At 54.5% G+C, this 21540-nt stretch carries 19 protein-coding genes, 4 tRNA genes and 1 other RNA gene; 13 read left to right on the top strand and 11 right to left on the bottom strand.

What is annotated here, in order from left to right:
• Window positions 1–127: 127 nt before the first annotated feature.
• Window positions 128–2284 carry a TonB-dependent siderophore receptor gene (locus ACQ3G7_RS00845; RefSeq protein WP_430888502.1) on the top strand — a complete coding sequence of 719 codons (2157 nt, stop codon included), beginning with the start codon at window positions 128–130 and terminating at the stop codon, window positions 2282–2284.
• Window positions 2285–2335: 51 nt separating this feature from the next.
• Here the strand turns inward: ACQ3G7_RS00845 and gltX are convergent, their stop codons facing one another.
• Window positions 2336–3751 (bottom strand): glutamate--tRNA ligase, encoded by a 1416-nt coding sequence (gltX, locus tag ACQ3G7_RS00840; RefSeq protein WP_430888501.1) that lies wholly within the window; start codon window positions 3749–3751, stop codon window positions 2336–2338.
• 256 nt (window positions 3752–4007) lie between these two features.
• Between gltX and ACQ3G7_RS00835 the strand changes: the two genes are divergently transcribed.
• The 6 genes from ACQ3G7_RS00835 to ACQ3G7_RS00810 all read left to right on the top strand — a co-directional run bounded on the left by ACQ3G7_RS00835 (window position 4008) and on the right by ACQ3G7_RS00810 (window position 5414).
• Window positions 4008–4083: transfer RNA gene (locus tag ACQ3G7_RS00835), tRNA-Val, on the top strand.
• Between the two features lie 41 nt (window positions 4084–4124).
• A tRNA-Val gene (locus ACQ3G7_RS00830) sits at window positions 4125–4200 on the top strand.
• Window positions 4201–4240: 40 nt separating this feature from the next.
• Window positions 4241–4316, top strand: a tRNA-Val gene (locus ACQ3G7_RS00825).
• Window positions 4317–4320: 4 nt separating this feature from the next.
• A tRNA-Lys gene (locus ACQ3G7_RS00820) sits at window positions 4321–4396 on the top strand.
• A gap of 94 nt (window positions 4397–4490) precedes the next feature.
• Window positions 4491–4628, top strand: a non-coding RNA gene (locus ACQ3G7_RS00815) — RtT sRNA.
• 432 nt (window positions 4629–5060) lie between these two features.
• Window positions 5061–5414, top strand: a complete 354-nt coding sequence (locus ACQ3G7_RS00810) for a FlxA-like family protein (RefSeq protein WP_263099879.1) — start codon at window positions 5061–5063, stop codon at window positions 5412–5414.
• On the opposite strand, the gene ACQ3G7_RS00805 is transcribed toward ACQ3G7_RS00810, so the two are convergent.
• Window positions 5405–6334, bottom strand: coding sequence for a LysR family transcriptional regulator (locus tag ACQ3G7_RS00805; RefSeq protein ID WP_430888500.1), 930 nt, complete (start codon window positions 6332–6334; stop codon window positions 5405–5407). The two genes, ACQ3G7_RS00810 and ACQ3G7_RS00805, sit on opposite strands and share 10 nt — an antisense overlap.
• An 89-nt stretch (window positions 6335–6423) precedes the next feature.
• Between ACQ3G7_RS00805 and ACQ3G7_RS00800 the strand changes: the two genes are divergently transcribed.
• Complete coding sequence (locus ACQ3G7_RS00800; protein WP_263099877.1) at window positions 6424–7413, top strand: bile acid:sodium symporter family protein; 990 nt, start codon at window positions 6424–6426, stop codon at window positions 7411–7413.
• Here the strand turns inward: ACQ3G7_RS00800 and ACQ3G7_RS00795 are convergent.
• The 3 genes from ACQ3G7_RS00795 to zipA form a co-directional block, all read right to left on the bottom strand.
• Window positions 7410–7625, bottom strand: a complete 216-nt coding sequence (locus tag ACQ3G7_RS00795) for a DUF3820 family protein (RefSeq protein WP_061493798.1) — start codon at window positions 7623–7625, stop codon at window positions 7410–7412. The genes ACQ3G7_RS00800 and ACQ3G7_RS00795 overlap by 4 nt on opposite strands.
• The gene (gene ligA, locus ACQ3G7_RS00790) at window positions 7626–9644 is read right to left on the bottom strand and encodes an NAD-dependent DNA ligase LigA (RefSeq protein WP_430888499.1); all 2019 of its coding nucleotides are present in this window, start codon (window positions 9642–9644) and stop codon (window positions 7626–7628) included.
• Window positions 9645–9714: 70 nt separating this feature from the next.
• Window positions 9715–10716: a cell division protein ZipA gene (gene zipA / locus ACQ3G7_RS00785; protein WP_430888498.1), complete on the bottom strand. Its 1002-nt coding sequence runs from the start codon at window positions 10714–10716 to the stop codon at window positions 9715–9717.
• A gap of 228 nt (window positions 10717–10944) precedes the next feature.
• On the opposite strand from zipA, the gene cysZ reads away from it, so the two are divergent.
• From cysZ to crr, 5 genes are all read left to right on the top strand, one after another.
• The gene (cysZ, locus tag ACQ3G7_RS00780; protein WP_430888497.1) at window positions 10945–11706 is read left to right on the top strand and encodes a sulfate transporter CysZ; all 762 of its coding nucleotides are present in this window, start codon (window positions 10945–10947) and stop codon (window positions 11704–11706) included.
• Window positions 11707–11846: 140 nt separating this feature from the next.
• Window positions 11847–12818: a cysteine synthase A gene (cysK, locus tag ACQ3G7_RS00775; protein WP_430888496.1), complete on the top strand. Its 972-nt coding sequence runs from the start codon at window positions 11847–11849 to the stop codon at window positions 12816–12818.
• Window positions 12819–13200: 382 nt separating this feature from the next.
• Window positions 13201–13458, top strand: a complete 258-nt coding sequence (gene ptsH / locus ACQ3G7_RS00770; protein ID WP_007370907.1) for a phosphocarrier protein Hpr — start codon at window positions 13201–13203, stop codon at window positions 13456–13458.
• A 47-nt stretch (window positions 13459–13505) separates the two neighbouring features.
• Entirely contained in the window at window positions 13506–15233 is a 1728-nt protein-coding gene (ptsI, locus tag ACQ3G7_RS00765) for a phosphoenolpyruvate-protein phosphotransferase PtsI (protein WP_061493793.1), read from the top strand.
• Window positions 15234–15273: 40 nt separating this feature from the next.
• Window positions 15274–15783, top strand: a complete 510-nt coding sequence (gene crr / locus ACQ3G7_RS00760; RefSeq protein WP_000522253.1) for a PTS glucose transporter subunit IIA — start codon at window positions 15274–15276, stop codon at window positions 15781–15783.
• 44 nt (window positions 15784–15827) lie between these two features.
• On the opposite strand, the gene pdxK is transcribed toward crr, so the two are convergent.
• The 6 genes from pdxK to ACQ3G7_RS00730 form a co-directional block, all read right to left on the bottom strand.
• On the bottom strand, window positions 15828–16667 hold the full coding sequence (gene pdxK / locus ACQ3G7_RS00755; protein ID WP_430888495.1) for a pyridoxine/pyridoxal/pyridoxamine kinase: 840 nt from the start codon (window positions 16665–16667) through the stop codon (window positions 15828–15830).
• Window positions 16668–16684: 17 nt separating this feature from the next.
• The gene (cysM, locus tag ACQ3G7_RS00750; RefSeq protein ID WP_430888494.1) at window positions 16685–17596 is read right to left on the bottom strand and encodes a cysteine synthase CysM; all 912 of its coding nucleotides are present in this window, start codon (window positions 17594–17596) and stop codon (window positions 16685–16687) included.
• 100 nt (window positions 17597–17696) lie between these two features.
• Window positions 17697–18791, bottom strand: coding sequence for a sulfate/thiosulfate ABC transporter ATP-binding protein CysA (gene cysA, locus ACQ3G7_RS00745; RefSeq protein ID WP_430888493.1), 1095 nt, complete (start codon window positions 18789–18791; stop codon window positions 17697–17699).
• Window positions 18781–19656, bottom strand: coding sequence for a sulfate/thiosulfate ABC transporter permease CysW (gene cysW / locus ACQ3G7_RS00740; protein WP_430888492.1), 876 nt, complete (start codon window positions 19654–19656; stop codon window positions 18781–18783). The genes cysA and cysW overlap by 11 nt, the downstream gene beginning before the upstream one ends.
• Entirely contained in the window at window positions 19656–20489 is an 834-nt protein-coding gene (cysT, locus tag ACQ3G7_RS00735) for a sulfate/thiosulfate ABC transporter permease CysT (protein ID WP_430888491.1), read from the bottom strand. The genes cysW and cysT overlap by 1 nt, the downstream gene beginning before the upstream one ends.
• Window positions 20489–21505 (bottom strand): sulfate ABC transporter substrate-binding protein, encoded by a 1017-nt coding sequence (locus ACQ3G7_RS00730; RefSeq protein WP_430888490.1) that lies wholly within the window; start codon window positions 21503–21505, stop codon window positions 20489–20491. Before ACQ3G7_RS00730 ends, cysT begins: the two co-directional genes overlap by 1 nt.
• Between the last annotated feature and the right edge of the window lie 35 nt (window positions 21506–21540).

The raw sequence follows: 21540 nt of genomic DNA, 5'->3' as shown, positions 1-21540 counted from the left end.
AACGCTAATGCAAATGGTAATTATTTGCAATATCATCCATGCCGTTAATGGTGTCTGGCCGCCTTATTTGCTTAAGAAATAAGGGGGTTATTTGAATGGCTGTTTCTAAAACGGGACGTTTTAACTCATGTTTAAAAATAACAAAATCATGCAACTCTGGCTGCTGAGCCTGACAGTTGGCGCCGCCAGCTCTCCGGCGCTGGCAAAAAACGCGGGCGAAGAAACGCTGCTGGTCACACCAGGTGCAGCGGAAGATCCCACTGCACCGGTGAAAGGCATGGTGGCGACCAAAACGCTGGCGGCCACCAAAACGGCGGCGGATTTAGTCAAAACACCGCAATCGGTGTCGGTGATCACCCGCGATCAAATGAAAGCGCTGGATGTCAGCTCGGTATCGCAGGCACTGCGTTACAGCGCGGGCGTGTTCACCGAGTACCGCGGCTCCTCCAACCGGAATGATGAAGTGTTTGTGCGCGGTTTCAGCTATGTGCCGAAATTCCTTGATGGCCTGAGTTATGGCGCAACCGCCTCCTCTCAAACCGGTACGCTCGATCCGTGGCTGCTGGAGCGGGTCGAACTGGTGCGCGGCCCGGCATCGGTGCTGTTTGGCCAGGTCAACCCAGGCGGGCTTATCAGCATGACCAGCAAGCGCCCGACCAGTGAGGCGATTCATAGCGTGCAGTTCCGCACCGGCAACAATAATCTGGCGGAAGGCGCGTTTGATTTTGGCGGTAAACTCAGCGATGACGGGCGCGTGTTGTATCGCGTGAACGGTATTGCTCGCACGCAGAATAATCAGGTGGATGATTACAAAGAGACGCGCATGGCGATTGCGCCATCGATCACCTGGTATCCTAACGATCAGACCCGTTTTACCCTGCTGACCAGCTACCAGAAAGATCCGGACGCCGGTTATCGCAATTTCCTGCCCTATTACGGCACGGTGGTCAGCGCCAACGGGCGTTATCTGCCGCGCGATATGAACGTCAGCGATCCCAATTACGATCAATCCTGGCGCGAGCAGACGATGATCGGGTATGAGTTTGAGCACCAGCTTAACGATACGATCACGCTGCGCCAGAACGCCCGCTACGCCACGATCAAACAGAAATATCGCTACCTGGTGTATGCCAACAATGCGGCAAACAGCACGGTATTAACGCGTAATGCCCAGCATGAAACGCGCCAGACCGATGAGTTCGGCCTTGATAACCAGGTTGAAGCGCAGTTTGCCACCGCAGAAGTTAACCATACGCTGTTGGGCGGGCTGGATTACAAATCAAGCCGGGATCACCAGTTACTGCAACGCGGGACCGGATCACAATATGATTTTGACTGGACCCACCCGGTGTACGGCGTGAATGTCGATGAAAGCACCTTCAGTACTCGTACTAACGAGCAGCAAAACCTCGACCAGATGGGGCTTTATCTGCAGGATCAGCTGAGCTGGAATAACTGGGAGCTGCTGCTTTCCGGTCGTTATGACTGGTCGGAAATTCGCACGACTGATTTCACCACCTCCGATGCCAGCACGCAGCAAAACGACAGCAAGTTCACCTGGCGCACCGGTCTGCTGTACGCGTTCGATGTTGGTCTGTCGCCGTATATCAGCTACAGCACCTCGTTTGAACCAAACCTGCAAACGAACCGCGCGCCGGGCGTGGCGCCGTTTAAACCGACCACCGGCAAGCAGACGGAAGTGGGTGTGAAATATCAGCCGCTGGAAAACACGCTGATGTCGCTGGCGGTATACGATCTGCGCCAGGACAATGTACCGACCTACAACAGCAGTGAAGGCTGGTATGAAAACGCGGGCGAGATCCGTTCGAAAGGGCTGGAAGCCGAATTGCACGCCACGTTGTTTAATAGCCTGAACCTGATCGCCTCTTATACCTACACCGATGCGGAAAACGCCGAAACTACCGTCGCCAGCACCAAAGGCAAAACGCCAGCGCGTATTCCAACGCATATGGCGTCGGCGTTCACCAGCTACACCCTGCCGGGTGGCCCGCTGAAAAACCTGACCGCAGGCGTGGGAGTCCGTTACATCGGTACCAGCTATGGTGATGCGCAGAATACGTTTAAAGTCCCGGCGGTGGATCTGTATGACGCAATGCTCGGTTACGATCTCGGTGAACTGAGCAGCAGCATGAAAGGGGCGAACGTGCAATTTAACGTCAACAACATTGCCAACACCAAGTATGTGGCAGCCTGTAGCGGCAGCAGTGCCTGTTTCTATGGCATTGGCCGGACGATGACGGCAACCGTCAGCTACAGCTGGTAATAAAAAAGCCGCCTTCAGGGAGGGCGGCTTTTGTTCATACGGCGCTATTTATTACTGCTGGTTTTCGCGCTCAGCAATAAACGCCAGCGCGTTGTTGATACGCGCCACGCTGCGGGACTGACCAATCGCATGAACGGTCACGTCCAGCGCCGGAGACTGGCCCGCGCCGGTCACCGCAACACGCAGCGGCATACCCACTTTGCCCATGCCCACTTCCAGTTCGTCGGCCGTGGCCTGAATGGCGTGGTGCACATTTTCTGCGGTCCATTCGGTAATGGTCGCGAGTTTGTCACGCACCACTTCCAGCGGCTGACGGGCAACCGGACGCAGGTGTTTTTTCGCCGCATCAGCATCGAACGCGTCAAACTCTTCATAGAAGTAACGGCAGCTTGCCGCCATCTCTTTCAGAGTTTTGCAACGTTCACCCAGCAATTTCACCAGCTCAAACAGTTGCGGACCGGTATGCGTGTCGATGTTTTCCTGCTCAATATGCCATTGCAGATGGGTCGCGACATATTCCGGATCCAACGTATTGATGTAGTGATGGTTCAGCCACAGCAATTTGTCGGTGTTAAACGCACTCGCCGATTTGCTGACAGCGCCCAGCGAGAACAGTTTGATCATCTCTTCACGGGTGAAGATTTCCTGATCGCCGCTGGACCAGCCCAGGCGCACCAGGTAGTTCAGCAATGCTTCCGGCAGATAGCCGTCGTCACGGTACTGCATCACGCTGACGGCGCCATGGCGTTTGGAGAGTTTTTTACCGTCGTCGCCGTTGATCATCGACACGTGCGCATAGACCGGAACCGGTGCGTTCAGCGCTTTCAGGATGTTGATCTGGCGCGGCGTGTTGTTGATATGGTCTTCGCCACGGATCACGTGAGTGATCTCCATGTCCCAGTCATCCACCACAACGCAGAAGTTGTAGGTTGGAGAGCCATCGGTACGGCGGATGATCAGATCGTCGAGTTCCAGGTTGCTGAACTCGATCGGGCCACGGATTTGATCATCAAAGATCACCGAGCCATCTTGCGGGTTAGCAAAACGCACCACGCAAGGCTCATCATCCGCGTGATGAGTGTGGTCGTGGCGGCAGCGGCCGTCGTAACGCGGTTTTTCATTGTTTGCCATCTGCGTTTCGCGCAGCTGCTCGAGGCGCTCTTTGGAGCAGTAGCATTTATATGCAGTGCCGGCTTCAAGCATCTCGTCAATCACGGCGTTATAGCGATCAAAACGTTTGGTCTGGAAGTACGGGCCTTCGTCCCACTCCAGGTTCAGCCAGTTCATGCCATCCATAATGGCTTCAATTGCTTCCGGGGTGGAGCGTTCAAGATCGGTGTCTTCGATACGCAGTACAAACTCACCGCCGTGATGACGAGCAAATAGCCAGGAATAGAGAGCTGTACGCGCGCCGCCAACGTGCAGATAGCCGGTGGGGCTTGGCGCGAAGCGAGTTTTGATTTTCATGAATTGGCCTTACGTTGATAAAGATGCCGACCGTCGGCACTACCTAAAATGAAAGTGGGCAATATTCTATCACTGTGGGCTGATTCCTCAATGTTGTTGCCGCGATCGGCAGTGTATCGGGCTATTTTGTTTAGAAATCATGCTCTCGCGACGGATTACGCAGCGGTTTGTCTAATTTTACGACGAACGAACAATTTCTTTTGAAAATGCGTTGACTCATTTTCAACTCTCCCTATAATGCGACTCCACACAGCGGGGGTGATTAGCTCAGCTGGGAGAGCACCTCCCTTACAAGGAGGGGGTCGGCGGTTCGATCCCGTCATCACCCACCACGATTTTTGTGGTTCCCGCAGTGTAGATAAGAATGAGAAGTGGGTGATTAGCTCAGCTGGGAGAGCACCTCCCTTACAAGGAGGGGGTCGGCGGTTCGATCCCGTCATCACCCACCACTTTCTCACCAGCGAATTCTTATCAGTGAAGTACCGAAGTGGGTGATTAGCTCAGCTGGGAGAGCACCTCCCTTACAAGGAGGGGGTCGGCGGTTCGATCCCGTCATCACCCACCACTTCGGGTCGTTAGCTCAGTTGGTAGAGCAGTTGACTTTTAATCAATTGGTCGCAGGTTCGAATCCTGCACGACCCACCAATGTAAAAAAGCGCCCTAAAGGCGCTTTTTTGCTTTCTGCGATGCTGAAAGATTCGACAAAATTGTCGGGAACAATTTTGAACAACGCCAGGCGTTGGCCCGCAGGGCGAGTCTCAGGATGAGACGAGTATACCTGCAGCAGGTTCGGGTCGAACGAAGTGAGACAACGGAGCCGCCTGCGGCGACGGCCCGAAGGGCGAGGCGAAGCCGAGTCACCCTGCACGACCCACCAATGTAAAAAAGCGCCCTAAAGGCGCTTTTTTGCTTTCCGGCATTTGCCAACTTCCCGAAGCATCGTGGTGCAGGCCTGCTCATTGCAACGCCACCACCTGGCCCTGCTGTAAGATCAACTGACGTCTTACTTTCCTGCGATTAACGTTCCATTTTCTAAATAATTACCAGCATTTTTGCAGCGTAAAATGGCGATTTTAGCCAGATATAAATTTTCACATTTTACTTAAAGCAGCGCTTTAAAACACCTTATCAGCAATGATAAAAACAATAAAACCATATGTTTTTCAACAGGTAAACACGGTAACCTTTATCCATAATTTATCCTTAATGTCCGGATATGATGCTCACATTGCGGCCTTTCCGTGACCGCGACTCAAGAACTATTTGATTACGCCGATAATGATGTTTTATGGCAAAGAAGGGGAGCTCAATGACAACTATCTCAGCAACAACTCCGTCAGTACAAGGCAGTAGCAGCAGCACCGGTAGTTCATCGTCTGCCAGCAGCGATACCGCTGCGCAGATCAGCCGCATCACTCAGCAGATCACCAAGCTGACTCAGCAGCTGAAAGATGTGTCCAACGGCAGCGGTAGCGCCGAAGAGAAAAAGAAACAACAAGAGCTGATTCAGGCTCAAATCCAGCAACTGCAGGCACAACTGGCGCAGTTGCAGCGCAAGCAAGCGGAAGAGGCTGAGCAGAAACAAGTTCAGCAACAACCGCAAGCAAAAGTGGAAGGCGTCAACAACCCTTCCGACGATCATCAGATTGATATCTACGTCTGAGTAAATAACGGATCGTCCTCACGGGCCTGGTTTAAACACCGGGCCTGTTCTTTTACCACTTCCCATAACGCCTGCGCAGCCCCCGACAACGAACGGTTTTTACGGCGAACCAGCATAATTTTCCGTTGCACATCCGGCACGAGACGTTTTACCACCAGTTGGCTCCCCTGTGGCAATGGCAGCGCCAACGCAGGCAGCACACTGATACCAATCCCCGCTTCCACCATTGGGAAAAGCGTCGCCGGGTGACCAATCTCCTGCACAATCATTGCCTGTATCCCAAAGTGAAGCAGTGCGGAATCAATCAGCGGACGGCTCCCCGATGCATAATCCTGCACCACCAGCCGCGCTCCCTCTAACGCTGACCACGGCACAGCAGCACGTTGCGCCCATGGATGATCGTGACGGCACAGCAGAAAAAATGGCTCCTCAAGGATCTCTTCACATTGCAGATCGCTGACCGGCCCCGGATCGATAACGATGCCAAAATCCACCTCGCCCTGGCGAATACTCTCCAGTACCCACTGTTGTGGTCGATCGTGCAGCACAAAATCGATTTCCGGATAGCGATGATTACTGCTGGCTATGCATTGCGGGATCAGATGGGCAGAAATGGTCTGGCTGGCGGCAACACGTACCGTACCGGTTAATTGCTGCCCTACCCGCCCGGCCTCGCGCAGCGTGCTGCTAAGCTCATCTAACAACCGTTCGAGACGGATCGCCAGTTGTTGCCCGGCTTCCGTTAACACCACTTCACGGGTAGTGCGATCCAGCAAGCGAACTCCGGTCTGACGCTCCAGCTCTTTAACGCTGTGACTGACGGCGGACTGACTGAGTCCAATGATGTCCCCTGCCCGGCTAAAACTTCTGGCCTGGGCAACGGTGACGAAGACGCGCAACTGACGGAGTGAATAATTCATCTGTTAAATTCATGAATGGATGCAATAAATCAATTTTATTTCTCAAAGCAGAAAAAGCACAATAGCAACACCGTTTTTCAGGAGTGCCTATGAAACTGTTTCGTGTTCTTGATCCTTTCACCCTCACGCTGGTCTGTACGGTTCTGCTGGCCTCGTTTTTCCCCGCCCGCGGCAGCTTTGTGCCCTTTTTTGAATGGCTGACGACCGCCGCCATTGCGCTGCTGTTTTTTATGCACGGTGCAAAACTCTCCCGCGAGGCCATCATCGCTGGCGGCAGCCACTGGCGCTTACACCTGTGGGTTATGTGCAGCACCTTTGTTCTCTTCCCGGTGCTCGGTGTGCTGTTTGTCTGGTGGTCACCGGTCAATGTCAGCCAGGAGCTGTATACCGGGTTCCTCTACCTGTGCATTTTGCCCGCCACCGTACAGTCGGCGATCGCCTTTACGTCACTGGCGGGCGGCAACGTTGCGGCTGCCGTCTGTTCTGCATCGGCATCTAGCCTGCTTGGGATTTTCCTCTCGCCGCTGCTGGTCGGCCTGCTGATGAACCTGCACGGCGCGGAAGGCAGTCTCGAACAGGTTGGAAAAATCATGCTGCAACTGCTGCTGCCTTTTGTGTTGGGGCACCTCTCCCGCCCGTGGACCGGCGCATGGGTGGCAAAACATAAAAAGTGGATTTCCAAAACCGACCAGACGTCGATTTTGCTGGTGGTGTACTCCGCATTCAGTGAAGCGGTGGTTAACGGCATCTGGCATAAAGTCGGCGTCGGTTCACTGCTGTTTATCGTGGTAGCGAGCCTGGTATTACTGGCTATCGTGATCGTGGTGAATGTAGTGGTCGCGCGCAAATGCGGCTTTAACAAAGCGGATGAGATTACCATTGTCTTCTGCGGCTCGAAGAAAAGCCTTGCCAATGGTATCCCGATGGCCAACATCCTGTTCCCGACATCGGCCATTGGCATGATGGTGCTGCCGTTGATGATTTTCCACCAGATCCAGTTGATGGTCTGCGCCGTGCTGGCGCGCCGCTACAAACGTCAGGCGGAGAAAAACCAGGCGCAGGAAGCGGCGAAAGCTTAGCGGCGTTTCAGGGGCTGAACCAGATGGCTCAGCCCTTCCGTTTTAATCAGCAACGTAATCTGCAGTAACTCACCCAGTCGCCCGGCGGGAAACGCCTCTTTGCGGGCGAACCACAGCAGGTACTCTTCCGGCAGATCAATTAACCGTCGCCCCTGGTATTTTCCGAAAGGCATCACGGTATTGGCGATCTCAACGAGCTGCTCTTTTTCCATTTACTCTCCCAGTAGCCGGATCATCTCCGCCTCGTCAATCACCGGGATGCTCAGCTCCTGCGCCTTTGCTAATTTTGAACCCGCCGCTTCGCCCGCAATCACCAGATCGGTTTTCTTCGACACGCTCCCCGCCACTTTCGCGCCAAGGGCCGTTAAACGTGCTTTGGCATCATCGCGGGAGAGCTGGCTCAGACTGCCGGTCAGCACAACCGTTTTCCCGGCGAACGGGCTGTCGATCTCTTCGGCATTGACCACCACAGGTGCAGGCCAGTGGATCCCCACCTCGCCGACAAGCTGGCGGATAACCTCACGGTTGCTCTCTTCGTTGAAGAAGTTATCGACGTGCTTCGCCACCACCACGCCCACATCCGGGACTTTTTGCAGTTCATCGACGGAGGCGGCCATAAGCGCCTCCAGCGTACCGAAATAGGCCGCCAGACCGGCTGCCGTGGCTTCGCCGACTTCACGAATTCCCAGCGCATAGAGGAAACGGGCAAACGTCGTCTCTTTGGCTTTTTCCAGCGCGTTGACCACGTTTTGCGCCGATTTTGGCCCCATGCGATCGAGACCGGTCAATTTTCCGGCCGTCAGGCGGAATAAGTCAGCGGGAGTGAGCACATACTCTTTTTCCACCAACTGGTCGATTATCTTATCGCCCATGCCGTCCACGTCCATTGCGCGGCGGGAGACAAAATGCTTCAGGGCTTCTTTCCGTTGCGCACCGCAAATGAGCCCGCCCGTACAGCGGGCAACCGCTTCGCCTTCCACACGCTCCACATCAGAGCCGCACACCGGGCAGTGCGCCGGGAACACCACTTCTTGCGTCTCTGCCGGGCGTTCGGAGAGCACCACATTCACCACCTGCGGGATAACATCGCCAGCACGGCGAATCACCACCTTATCGCCAATCCGTAACCCCAGCCGATCAATCTCATCGGCATTGTGCAGTGTGGCGTTACTCACCAGCACACCGGCAACATGCACTGGCTCAAGGCGCGCAACAGGCGTAATGGCCCCCGTACGCCCAACCTGGAACTCCACATCGCGCACAAAGGTCATTTGCTCCTGCGCCGGGAATTTAAAAGCCACCGCCCAACGCGGCGCACGGGCAACAAAGCCAAGTTGCTCCTGCAAATCGAGGGAATCGACCTTGATCACCACGCCATCGATATCAAAGCCCAGCGTCGGGCGATCGTCTTCAACTTTATGGTAGAAAGCCAGCACCGCGTCCGGGCTGTCGCACAGACGTATGCGCTCACTCACCGGCAGACCCCAGGCTTTAAACTGTTGCAGACGCGCCAGATGGCTGCGCGGCAGTTCTCCGCCTTCAAGAATGCCGACGCCATAGCAGAAGAAGGTAAGCGGGCGTTTTGCGGTAATACGTGGATCGAGCTGGCGCAACGACCCTGCCGCCGCGTTACGCGGGTTGGCAAACACTTTTGCCCCGGTGCGACGCGCATCGTCATTGATTTTTTCAAAACCGGTCTGCGGCAGGAACACCTCGCCACGGACTTCAAGGCGTGCAGGAATGTTGTCGCCATGCAGCTTTAATGGGATCGCGCGGATGGTGCGGACGTTCGTCGTGATATCTTCCCCGGTCGTACCATCGCCACGCGTTGCAGCGCGCACCAGCACGCCATTTTCGTACAGAATGCTGACCGCCAGGCCATCGAGTTTCAGCTCGCAGCAGTAAGTCAACGCGTCGGTGCTTTTCAACCGGTCCTGCACGCGCTTGTTAAATGCCAGAAAGCTCTCTTCGTCAAAAACGTTGTCGAGCGACAACATCGGGACTTCGTGACGCACCTGGCTGAACGCGGTCAACGGCGCGGCGCCAACACGCTGTGTGGGCGAGTCTGGCGTGATCAGATCAGGATGTTGCGCTTCCAGCTCACGCAGCTCACGCATCAGGCGATCGTATTCCGCATCCGGGATCTCCGGCGCATCCATAACATGGTACAGGTATTCATGATGGCGAAGAGTGGTTCGCAGTTCTGTCAGTTGTTGTTCTATTGATTCCATATCGCACCATCAATGATAAAAAACCCCCGACTGGCGGGGGTTCTGGAAGGAAAGTATCTGAGCAGACCCGTTACGCGTTGGCGTCTTTGACCTCGCGAATACGGTCCTGATATTCACGCAGTTTTTGCGGCGTCATCATCCGACGCTGATCGTCCAGCACCACACCACCCACTTCATCGGCGATATGCTGTGCGGATTGCAGCATCAGTTTAAAGTTTTGCAGCTCATCGCCGTAAGAAGGCACCTGCATAAAGATAGTCACACCCGGTGTGGTCATTTCACCCATCATCTCGACGTCAAACGTCCCCGGATTGACCATATTCGCCAGACTGAAAAGCGCCGGGCCGCTGCCGTCCGGGCTAAGATGACGATGGAAAATGCTCATATCGCCAAATTTAAAGCCCGCCTGCAGGATGCTGTTCAACAGCACATCGCCGTTGAGGGTGCTGCCGTGATGCGCGGCAACGTTCATAATAATGACCGTTTCTTTGCGCTGCGGTTTTTCCACCGGCGCTTCCACAACCGGCTCAGGCTCAGGCTGCGGCGCAGGTGTGTGAACCTGTTGCTGCGGCTGATGTTGCGGTGCAGCAGGTTGTTGATATTGCGGAGCAGCAGGCTGCGGAGCGTGCTGGTGCTGAACCGGTTGGGGTTCAAACACGGGCGCCTGAACAGGACGGCGTTCCGGTTGCGACGGCTGAACAGAAGGCTGCGGTGCGTGGTGCGCGGGTTCTTCCGGCGGTTGCTGCACAGGTGCAGACGGGCGCGGTTGGGCCGACGCGTAAGGCGGCTGATATTGATGCTGCGGATGCTGACGCGGTGCGTCCTGCTCATTTGTAGCTTTTGGCGCAGTGTTCACTTTATGAACACGAACTTCACCCACGCCTTCGTCGTCGTCTTCGACATCCTCGTCATACAACTCTTCGTCGTCACGTCGCGACTTCATGCGTTTTAATGGGCGATCGCGGAACATTGAAGAACGTTCTTTGCGGCTGGTCCAGAACCCGTGAACCAGTAAAGCAATTATGGCGATCGCGCCAACAATGATTAATATCAGACGCAAATCCTGCATCATTATATTCTCTGTTGTTCTAACACCTTGCCACCACGGCAAACCTTTACTCACTAAGAGTATTTGCCCCTTACCTCAAGTGCAAGTGTGCGGGGGGCTTTCGCCGCAGAAAGATACGCTAAATTGTGCTTTTTGCTGTTTTTTCGAACATTTCTGAACGGGTTTCCCCCGTCAGGTGAATATTATAAGCTTCAATTTTTCCTGCTGTCATAAAAGGAGTACAGGCAGATTATGATTTCATCGTCCCCAGGTACGGTACGCAGTGGCGTCTTTTACTTTTCCCAGGGCTGGAAACTGGTCACGCTGCCAGGCATTCGTCGTTTCGTGATTTTGCCTTTGCTGGTGAACATTATCCTGATGGGCGGCGCATTCTGGTGGCTGTTTACCCGCCTTGATAGCTGGATCCCGTCGTTGATGAGCCACGTTCCGGACTGGTTACAGTGGCTGAGCTATCTGTTATGGCCAATTGTGGTTATCTCAGTTCTGCTGGTGTTTGGTTATTTCTTTTCAACTATCGCCAACTGGATCGCCGCGCCGTTTAACGGCCTGCTGGCTGAGCAACTGGAAGCGCGGCTGACCGGCGCCACGCCACCCGATGCCGGTATCATGGGCGTGATGAAAGATGTGCCGCGCATTATGAAGCGTGAATGGCAGAAACTGGCCTGGTATCTCCCACGCGCCGCGCTTTTGCTGATCCTCTATTTTATTCCGGGGATCGGGCAAACCGTCGCGCCAGTGCTGTGGTTTCTGTTCAGCGCGTGGATGCTGGCGATCCAGTATTGCGATTATCCCTTCGACAACCATAAAGTCCCGTTCAAAGAGATGCGCCTCGCGCTGCGTTCACGTAAGTCCATGAATATGCAGTTTGGCGCGCTGACCAGCTTGTTTACGCTGATTCCGGTGCTGAACCTGGTGGTGATGCCGGTGGCGGTATGCGGCGCGACGGCGATGTGGGTCGATTGCTACCGTGATAAACATGCAGCCTGGCGTTAAGGAATTATTCCGTTTCTTATTCCATACTGCTTAGCATTATTTCGACGCAGCATATAGATATGCGAATTCCTTACTTCCGCATCAACAGTAAGTGCGTATGCTGATGGGGTTCCCAAATTTCATACAGTTAAGGACGGGCTATGAGTAAGATTTTTGAAGACAACTCGTTGACTATTGGTCATACGCCGCTGGTTCGACTGAACCGCATCGGTAACGGACGTATCCTGGCGAAGGTCGAGTCCCGCAACCCAAGCTTCAGCGTGAAATGCCGTATCGGTGCCAATATGATTTGGGATGCCGAAAAACGCGGTGTACTGAAGCCGGGCGTCGAGTTGGTCGAGCCAACCAGCGGCAACACCGGTATTGCTCTGGCCTATGTGGCGGCAGCGCGCGGTTACAAACTGACGCTGACGATGCCAGAAACCATGAGCATCGAACGCCGTAAGCTGCTGAAAGCCCTGGGTGCCAACCTGGTGTTGACCGAAGGCGCGAAAGGCATGAAAGGCGCGATTCAAAAAGCAGAAGAGATTGTGGCCAGCGATCCGGCTAAGTATCTGCTGCTGCAGCAGTTCAGCAACCCGGCGAACCCGGAAATCCACGAAAAAACTACCGGTCCGGAGATCTGGGAAGATACCGATGGTCAGGTGGACGTGTTTATCTCTGGCGTGGGTACCGGCGGTACGCTGACCGGCGTGACGCGCTATATCAAGAACACCAAAGGCAAAAACGATCTGATCACCGTGGCGGTAGAGCCGACCGATTCGCCGGTCATTTCTCAGGCGCTGGCGGGTGAAGAACTGAAACCAGGCCCGCATAAAATACAGGGCATCGGCGCAGGTTTTATTCCGGGCAACCTGGATTTGAAACTGATCGACAAAGTTGTCAAAATCACCAACGAAGAAGCCATCAGCACTGCACGTCGTCTGATGGAAGAAGAAGGTATCCTGGCGGGTATTTCTTCCGGTGCGGCTGTGGCAGCTGCATTGAAGCTTCAGGAAGATGAAGCCTTTACCAATAAGAACATTGTGGTTATCCTTCCGTCTTCCGGCGAGCGTTATTTGAGCACCGCTTTGTTTGCGGATCTGTTCACTGAGAAAGAACTGCAACAGTGATGCCAGATTGTTAAATTAGCGCAAAAAAGCACCCATCGAGGTGCTTTTTTGTGGCGTACATCAAATTTTTACCCCTCCTGGCATTGCCTGGATCCTCCGGGTCTGGTATTTAACCATCACATTTATTTTGAAGCGCGAAATTAATCGAAGTCAGATTTCATCTTGCTGAATCGATTTTATGATTTGGTTCAATTCTGGCTTTCGCGGCATAATGTTTAATGACGGACGAAACGTCAGCGATCGGATGCGTCTGTAGCGGATTTTATCGGCACGACCTCTGTCTCTTGTTCCGTTACGCCGGCGCTAACTATACAGGCTAAAGTCTAACCGCCAGGCTAGACTTTAGTTCCACAACACTAAACCTATAAGTTGGGGAAATACAATGTTCCAGCAAGAAGTTACCATTACCGCTCCGAACGGTCTGCACACCCGCCCTGCTGCTCAGTTTGTTAAAGAAGCGAAAGGCTTCTCTTCTGAGATCACTGTGACTTCCAACGGCAAAAGCGCCAGCGCGAAAAGCCTGTTCAAACTGCAAACTCTGGGCCTGACTCAAGGTACTGTTGTGACTCTGACCGCAGAAGGCGAAGACGAGCAAAAAGCAGTTGAACATCTGGTTAAACTGATGGCTGAACTCGAGTAAGTTTTTTCGGGTTCTTTTCAAGATCAGTCACAAGTAAAGGTAGGGTTATGATTTCAGGCATTTTAGCATCCCCGGGTATCGCTTTCGGCAAAGCACTGCTGCTGAAAGAAGACGAGATCGTCATCGACCGGAAGAAAATTTCTGCCGACAAGGTTGACCAGGAAGTTGAGCGTTTCCTGAGCGGTCGTGCCAAAGCATCGGCACAGCTGGAAGCGATCAAAACGAAAGCGGGTGAAACTTTCGGTGAAGAAAAAGAAGCCATCTTCGAAGGGCACATTATGCTGCTTGAAGATGAGGAGCTGGAGCAGGAAATCATAGCCCTGATTAAAGATAAGAGCATGACTGCCGATGCTGCGGCGCATGAAGTTATCGAAGGCCAGGCTACGGCCCTGGAAGAGCTGGACGACGAATACCTGAAAGAGCGCGCGGCTGACGTGCGTGACATCGGTAAACGTCTGCTGCGCAACATTCTGGGTATGCCGATTATCGACCTGAGCGCAATCCAGGAAGAAGTTATCCTGGTTGCGGCGGATCTGACCCCGTCAGAAACCGCACAGTTGAACCTGAAAAAGGTGCTCGGTTTTATCACTGATATCGGTGGCCGCACATCTCACACGTCCATCATGGCCCGTTCTCTGGAACTGCCAGCGATTGTGGGTACCGGCAGCGTCACGACGCAAGTGAAAAACGGCGACTACCTGATCCTCGACGCGGTGAACAACAAAGTTTACGTTAACCCGAGCGACGACGAGATCGAAACTCTGCGTGCTGCGCAGGCTCAGGTTGCGGAAGAGAAAGCGGAACTGGCGAAACTGAAAGACCTGCCGGCGATCACCCTTGATGGTCACCAGGTAGAAGTCTGCGCCAACATCGGCACCGTTCGCGACATCGCGGGCGCAGAGCGCAATGGTGCTGAAGGTGTAGGCCTGTACCGTACCGAATTCCTGTTTATGGATCGCGACGCGCTGCCGACCGAAGAAGAGCAGTTCGAAGCGTACAAAGCAGTTGCTGAAGCCTGTGGCTCTCAGGCCGTTATCGTTCGCACCATGGACATTGGCGGCGACAAAGAACTGCCGTACATGAATTTCCCGAAAGAAGAGAACCCGTTCCTTGGCTGGCGCGCTGTGCGTATCGCCATGGATCGCAAAGAGATCCTTCGCGATCAGGTTCGCGCTATCCTGCGCGCTTCTGCTTTCGGCAAACTGCGCATTATGTTCCCGATGATCATCTCTGTTGAAGAAGTGCGTGCGCTGAAAAAAGAGATCGAAATCTACAAACAGGAACTGCGTAGTGAAGGTAAAGCCTTCGACGAGAGCATTGAAATTGGCGTCATGGTGGAAACCCCTGCCGCGGCGACTATCGCTCGTCACCTGGCCAAAGAAGTTGATTTCTTTAGTATCGGTACCAATGATTTAACGCAGTACACCCTGGCAGTTGACCGTGGTAATGATATGATTTCACATCTTTACCAGCCGATGTCACCGTCCGTACTCACTTTGATCAAGCAAGTTATTGATGCTTCTCATGCTGAAGGCAAATGGACAGGCATGTGTGGTGAGCTTGCTGGCGACGAACGTGCTACACTTCTGTTGCTGGGGATGGGTCTGGATGAATTCAGTATGAGTGCCATTTCTATCCCGCGCATTAAGAAGATTATTCGTAACACGAACTTCGAAGATGCGAAGGTGTTAGCAGAGCAGGCTCTTGCTCAACCGACAACGGACGAGTTAATGACGCTGGTTAACAAGTTCATTGAAGAAAAAACAATCTGCTAATCCACGAGATGCGGCCCAAATTACTGCTTAGGAGAAGATCATGGGTTTGTTCGATAAACTGAAATCTCTGGTTTCTGATGATAAAAAAGACACCGGAACCATTGAGATTGTTGCCCCGCTTTCTGGTGAAATCGTCAACATTGAAGATGTACCTGATGTCGTTTTCGCTGAGAAAATCGTTGGCGATGGCATTGCTATCAAACCAACCGGCAACAAAATGGTAGCTCCGGTTGACGGTACTATCGGCAAAATCTTTGAAACCAACCATGCCTTCTCTATCGAATCCGATAGCGGCATTGAGCTGTTCGTTCACTTCGGTATCGACACCGTTGAACTGAAAGGCGAAGGTTTCAAACGCATCGCGGAAGAAGGCCAGCGCGTGAAAGTTGGCGACCCGGTAATCGAATTTGATCTGCCGCTGCTGGAAGAAAAAGCCAAGTCAACCCTGACGCCGGTGGTTATCTCCAACATGGACGAAATCAAAGAGCTGATCAAACTGTCTGGTAGCGTGACCGTGGGCGAAACCCCGGTTATCCGCATCAAGAAGTAAGCTCACCGCATATAAAAATGGCGCCGCAAGGCGCCATTTTTGTTTTAACACGGCGGTAAAATCAGCTCGTCATAACCCTTGTCCAGGGTATAGCCCATCACGTTCACCACCCTGTCGCCCGCCGCGCGCACCGCCGCATCCAGCGTTTTCCCCTGAATAATGCCGCTCACCAGCTCGGAACAGAACAGATCGCCGGTCCCCTTCAGATCCGTCGCGACACGCGGATAGCCGCTGACCGTAACCCCATCAGCCGTGACCAGCACTACATGGATGTGCCCGTCATCCACCTCCACCGGTGCACTGGTGATGGCGACCCAGTGCAACGTATCGGAGAGTAACCCCTGCGCCGCCTCAATGGCACTTTGCAGATCCCGACACGGTTTACCGCTTAACACTTCCAGCTCAAACACATTCGGCGTGATCCCCTGAGCCAGCGGTAGCAGATGCTCACAATACGCCTGAGGAATTTCCGGTTTTACATAGATACCGCTGTCGGTATCGCCAATCACCGGATCGACGAGGATCACCAGCTGCGGATGTTTTTCCCGTAGCGTCGTGAGCCACTGCGCCAGCAGCTTTATCTGGCTGGCGCTGCCCATATACCCGGTGGTCACCGCTTTCACTTCGCGCAGGACATCGCGCTCTTCCAGCGCCTGCAAATAGCCGCTAAACCACTCATCAGGGATCACGCCACCGTAAAAGGTGTCATAGTGCGGCGTATTACTGAACAGCACCGTAGGCACCGCCAGCACGTTCAACTGGTGCTGGCGGATATTGGGCACAGCAATACTGTTACCCACGCTGCCGTACACCACCTGTGACTGAACTGCGACAATATCGGCCTGCTGCGCCCGGGTTTTATCCCTGAACAGGATCATCTCCATTCTGTCTCCTTAAGGGGTTAAATCCCCGCACCCTGCGAATAACTCTCTTCACCAAACACGCCGGTGGACAGGTAGCGATCGCCGCGATCGCAAATAATGGCCACCACGATCGCGCCGGGGTTTGCTTTTGCAACGCGTAATGCCCCGGCTACCGCACCACCGGAACTGACACCGCAGAAGATCCCCTCCTGCACGGCCAGCGCCCGCATGGTATTTTCCGCCTCGCGCTGGTGGATATCCAGCACCTCATCGACCAGATCGACGTTGAAAATGCCCGGCATATACTCAGCAGGCCAGCGGCGAATACCGGGAATACTGCTGCCCTCTTCCGGTTGCAGACCAACAATGGTGACCTTTTTCTGTTGTTCACGTAAAAAGCGCGAAACGCCGGTGATGGTGCCGGTGGTGCCCATACTGGAGACAAAATGGGTAAGACGCCCGGCCGTCTGCTGCCAGATTTCCGGGCCGGTCGAGGTGTAATGTGCGTACGGGTTATCAGGATTATTGAACTGATCGAGCAACGTGCCTTCACCGCGCGCTGCCATTTCAAGGGCCAGGTCGCGTGCGCCTTCCATCCCCTGCTCTTTGCTGACCAGAATCAGCTCAGCACCGTAAGCACGCATCGCGGCACGGCGCTCCTGGCTCATATTGTCCGGCATCAGCAATTTCATGCGGTAACCCTTTAACGCCGCAATCATCGCCAGCGCAATCCCGGTATTTCCGCTGGTCGCTTCAATCAGCACATCGCCGGGCTTAATTTCCCCGCGCTTTTCCGCCTGCACAATCATCGACAATGCGGCGCGATCTTTGACCGAACCTGCGGGGTTATTACCTTCGAGTTTGACCCAGATTTCACTGCCGTTGTCCGCCGTCAGACGTTGCAGTTTGACCAGCGGCGTGTTGCCGATGGTATGTTCTAATGTGTTCACGAGCGCTGTCCAATAAAAAACCCGGTCGCATTATGCATACCGGGTTTGTAGGCCGGATAAGCATAGCGCCATCCGGCAGAAACCACGTCTGTTTAACCTATCAGGCGGACTCCGCCAGAGCAAGCGCCTGCGGGGCTTCAATCCGTTCATTACCGTTATACAAGCGGGCGTGTTGTAACCCCACGAACAGGCGTTCACCCCGGTGCGGCGGTTGTTCATCACGCATCACCACGGTCAGCGGCTCCGGATTCCAGCCTAATGGCTGCACAACCAGTTGCGTATAGTGCCCTTTCGGGCTGGCTTCCAGCACTTGTACGGGTAACGGAGAATCAAGACTGGTGCGACGGCTGACGTCCACTTCCCACGGGCGCAGGAACAGGTCGACATCCCCCTGATAAGCGGGCGTATAACCCAGCGGCCAGCGATGCGCGCCGACATGGAACTGCCCACCGCGGACGGTTCCTCGCAGGCGGTTCACTTCCCCCATAAATTCCAGTACAAAGCGGGTCGCCGGTTCACGCCACACCTGATCCGGCGCATCCGCCTGCTCAATGTTCCCCTGGCTCATCACCACCACGCGATCGGCCACTTCCGTCGCCTCTTCCTGGTCATGGGTAACAAACACGCTGGTGAATTTCAGCTCTTCATGCAACTGACGCAGCCAGCGGCGCAACTCTTTACGCACCTGGGCATCCAGCGCGCCGAAGGGTTCATCCAGCAGCAGAATTTGCGGCTCCACCGCCAGTGCGCGGGCCAGCGCGACGCGCTGTTTTTGCCCGCCGGAGAGCTGCGCCGGGTAACGATCCGCCAGATGCGCCAGTTGCACCATTTCCAGCAGTTGCGTCACTTTGGCTTTGATCGCCGCTGCATTTGGACGCTCGCGTTTAGGCAACACCGTCAGGCCAAACGCAATATTGTCGAACACCGTCATATGGCGGAACAGCGCATAGTGCTGAAACACAAATCCCACGCGACGCTCGCGGGCGTGCAGACGGCTAACGTCCGTCCCGTGGAAGCGAATGCGACCGCTGGTCTGGTGTTCCAGCCCGGCAATAATGCGCAGCAGAGTGGTCTTACCGGAACCGGATGGCCCCAGCAGCGCAACCATTTGCCCGGAAGGGATATCCAGAGAGATATCATTCAGCACCTGGGTGCGACCAAAAGATTTCTTAATATTGGCAATCTCAATGCTCATGATTTCCCTCCTGTTGCTGGCGTTTTTCCTGGTTGTTCAAACGCCACTGCAACGCACTCTTCAAAAACAACGTCAAAATAGCCATCAGTGTCAGCAGGGCGGCAGCGGTAAAAGACCCCACTGTGTTGTAATCCTGCTCCAGTAATTCAATTTGCAGCGGCAGCGACAGCGTTTCCCCACGAATGGAGCCAGACACCACCGACACCGCGCCAAACTCGCCAATCGCACGAGCATTGGTCAGCACCACGCCGTACAGCAGCGCCCAGCGAATATTCGGCAGCGTCACGCGTTTAAACATCTGCCAGCCGGACGCGCCAAGCAGAATCGCCGCCTCATCTTCCTGGCTGCCCTGGCTTAACATCACCGGCACCAGCTCACGCACCACAAACGGGCAGGTGACAAATACGGTGACCAGCACCATGCCCGGCCAGGCAAACATAATTTGCAGATTATGCGCATCCAGCCAGCCGCCAAGCGGGCCGTTGGAGCCATAAAACAGCAGATACACCAGCCCCGCCACCACCGGCGAAACCGCAAACGGAATATCCAGCAATGTCAGCAGCAACTGACGGCCAGGAAAGTTAAAACGGGTTACCAGCCAGGCCAGCAGCGTGCCGAACAGCAGATTCACCGGCACGGTGATTAAGGCAATCAGCACGGTCAGCCAGATCGCGTGCAGCATGTCAGCGTTGGCCAGGTTTTCCAGCACTGGCGCCAGCCCTTTACTGAACGCCTGCACGAAGATGTACACCATCGGCACGACGAGAATGAATGCCGAGAGCAGGACGCCCGCGCCAATCAACAACCATTTACCCCAGTTCACCTGAGGTTTGTCATAGCGTTTCAATTCGGTTATTTCCGCCATTAGTGACCTACCACACGCTGGCCAAAGCGACTTTGCAAGGTATTGATGGAAAACAGCAACAGCAGTGAAGCCGCGAGGATCACGGAAGCAATCGCGCTGGCAGCCGGGTAATCAAACTCCTGCAAACGGACAAAAATCATCAGCGAGGTCACTTCCGTCTTCCAGGCGATATTCCCGGCGATAAAAATCACCGCGCCGAACTCGCCCAGGCTACGGGTAAAAGAGAGCGCCACACCGGCCATCAGCGCCGGAGACAGCTCCGGCAGCACCACTTTGCGAAAGCTCTGCCAGGGCGTTGCGCCGAGGGTTTCCGCCGCTTCTTCATACTCCGGACCAAGCTCTTCCAGCACTGGCTGAATGGTGCGCACCACAAACGGAATGCTGGTGAACGCCATTGCCACCGCAATACCCAGCCAGGTGTAGGTCACTTTGATATCAAATGTCGCCAGCCATTCGCCGTAAAAACCGTTCACCGAAAACAGCGATGCCAGCGTCAGGCCGGCTACCGCGGTCGGCAATGCAAAGGGCAGGTCGATGAGTGCATCCAGCAGCGTACGCCCTGGAAAACGGTAACGGGTAAGGATCCATGCCATCAGCAGTCCAAACACGCCGTTAAACGCCGAGGCGACAAACGCCGCCAGCAACGTCACTTTGTACGCCGCCACGACTTGCGGGTTGGTGACCACCTCCCAGTATTGCGCCCAGCTCATTTGCGCCAGTTGCATGACCAGCGCGCTCAACGGCAGCAGCAATACCAGACAAACAAAAAACAGGCTGCTGCCAAGGCTCAAACCAAAGCCCGGCAACACACGCTTAGCCGATCCTGCAAACATCACTTACGCCCCGCCGCCAATAACGTATCCAGCTCGCCGCCGCTGGCAAAATGGGTTTTCATGACTTCCGGCCAGCTACCGAACTTGTCTTCGACGCGGAACAACGTAGTCTGCGGGAATTTGTCACTCAGTTTTGCCATCACTTCCGGGTTGTTCACGCGGTAGTAGTAGTCCGTGATGATGGTTTGCGCCTGCGGGCTGTAGAGCCAGTTCAGATAGGCTTTCGCTGCTTTTTCGGTGCCGTTGGCCTGCACGTTTTTGTCCACCCAGGCCACCGGGAATTCGGCGAGGATATTCACTTTCGGCACCACCACTTCAAAACCCTGCGCCGCATACTGTTTGCTGATGTTATTCACTTCCGACTCAAATGAGATCAGCACATCGCCCAGACCGCGTTCAACAAAGGTGGTGGTCGCGCCGCGACCGCCGGTATCAAACACTTCGACGTTTTTCAAAAAACGGGTCATAAACTGCTGCGTTTTGGCGTTATCGCCACCGTCAGCCTGATCCGCTGCGCCCCAGGCCGCCAGATAGGTATAACGCGCATTACCGGAGGTTTTCGGATTCGGGAAAATCAGTTTCACATCATCACGCACCAGATCGTTCCAGTCGTGGATATTTTTCGGGTTACCTTTACGCACCAGGAACGCCATGGTGGAGTAGAACGGTGAGCTGTTATTCGGCAAACGGCTCTGCCAGTTCGCCGGGATCAGGTTGCCTTTGTCATGCAGGATTTGCACATCGGTGACCTGATTGTAGGTCACGACATCGGCTTTCAGGCCTTGCAAAATAGCCAGCGCCTGTTTGGACGACCCGGCGTGCGACTGCTTGATCGTCAGCTTATCGCCGGCATTCTCTTTCGCCCATTGCTGTTCAAACGGCGTATTAAGGGCCGCAAAAAGCTCACGCGACACGTCGTATGAGCTGTTAAGCAATTCCGTCGCCTGCGCCTGTGCAGCAAACAGCGTCAACGCTGTCAGCGTCAGATATCCTTTTTTGAGTAAGTTAACGACCATTGCGCACCCTTATAAGCTGATGACTCTCCGGCCTT

This window comes from Kosakonia sp. N21 (assembly GCF_050587465.1).
In the GTDB taxonomy this organism is placed as follows: Bacteria; Pseudomonadota; Gammaproteobacteria; order Enterobacterales; family Enterobacteriaceae.
Note: the sequence above shows the minus strand (reverse complement) of the source record. Positions and strands in the feature narration are given on the sequence as shown.

What these genes read in the sequence shown, in the direction of transcription:
- ACQ3G7_RS00845 (WP_430888502.1), top strand. Translation starts at nt 128, where the DNA reads ATGTTTAAAAATAACAAAATCATGCAACTCTGGCTGCTGAGCCTGACA.
- gltX (WP_430888501.1), bottom strand. Translation starts at nt 3,751, where the DNA reads ATGAAAATCAAAACTCGCTTCGCGCCAAGCCCCACCGGCTATCTGCAC.
- ACQ3G7_RS00810 (WP_263099879.1), top strand. Translation starts at nt 5,061, where the DNA reads ATGACAACTATCTCAGCAACAACTCCGTCAGTACAAGGCAGTAGCAGC.
- ACQ3G7_RS00805 (WP_430888500.1), bottom strand. Translation starts at nt 6,334, where the DNA reads ATGAATTATTCACTCCGTCAGTTGCGCGTCTTCGTCACCGTTGCCCAG.
- ACQ3G7_RS00800 (WP_263099877.1), top strand. Translation starts at nt 6,424, where the DNA reads ATGAAACTGTTTCGTGTTCTTGATCCTTTCACCCTCACGCTGGTCTGT.
- ACQ3G7_RS00795 (WP_061493798.1), bottom strand. Translation starts at nt 7,625, where the DNA reads ATGGAAAAAGAGCAGCTCGTTGAGATCGCCAATACCGTGATGCCTTTC.
- ligA (WP_430888499.1), bottom strand. Translation starts at nt 9,644, where the DNA reads ATGGAATCAATAGAACAACAACTGACAGAACTGCGAACCACTCTTCGC.
- zipA (WP_430888498.1), bottom strand. Translation starts at nt 10,716, where the DNA reads ATGATGCAGGATTTGCGTCTGATATTAATCATTGTTGGCGCGATCGCC.
- cysZ (WP_430888497.1), top strand. Translation starts at nt 10,945, where the DNA reads ATGATTTCATCGTCCCCAGGTACGGTACGCAGTGGCGTCTTTTACTTT.
- cysK (WP_430888496.1), top strand. Translation starts at nt 11,847, where the DNA reads ATGAGTAAGATTTTTGAAGACAACTCGTTGACTATTGGTCATACGCCG.
- ptsH (WP_007370907.1), top strand. Translation starts at nt 13,201, where the DNA reads ATGTTCCAGCAAGAAGTTACCATTACCGCTCCGAACGGTCTGCACACC.
- ptsI (WP_061493793.1), top strand. Translation starts at nt 13,506, where the DNA reads ATGATTTCAGGCATTTTAGCATCCCCGGGTATCGCTTTCGGCAAAGCA.
- crr (WP_000522253.1), top strand. Translation starts at nt 15,274, where the DNA reads ATGGGTTTGTTCGATAAACTGAAATCTCTGGTTTCTGATGATAAAAAA.
- pdxK (WP_430888495.1), bottom strand. Translation starts at nt 16,667, where the DNA reads ATGGAGATGATCCTGTTCAGGGATAAAACCCGGGCGCAGCAGGCCGAT.
- cysA (WP_430888493.1), bottom strand. Translation starts at nt 18,791, where the DNA reads ATGAGCATTGAGATTGCCAATATTAAGAAATCTTTTGGTCGCACCCAG.
- cysW (WP_430888492.1), bottom strand. Translation starts at nt 19,656, where the DNA reads ATGGCGGAAATAACCGAATTGAAACGCTATGACAAACCTCAGGTGAAC.
- cysT (WP_430888491.1), bottom strand. Translation starts at nt 20,489, where the DNA reads ATGTTTGCAGGATCGGCTAAGCGTGTGTTGCCGGGCTTTGGTTTGAGC.
- ACQ3G7_RS00730 (WP_430888490.1), bottom strand. Translation starts at nt 21,505, where the DNA reads ATGGTCGTTAACTTACTCAAAAAAGGATATCTGACGCTGACAGCGTTG.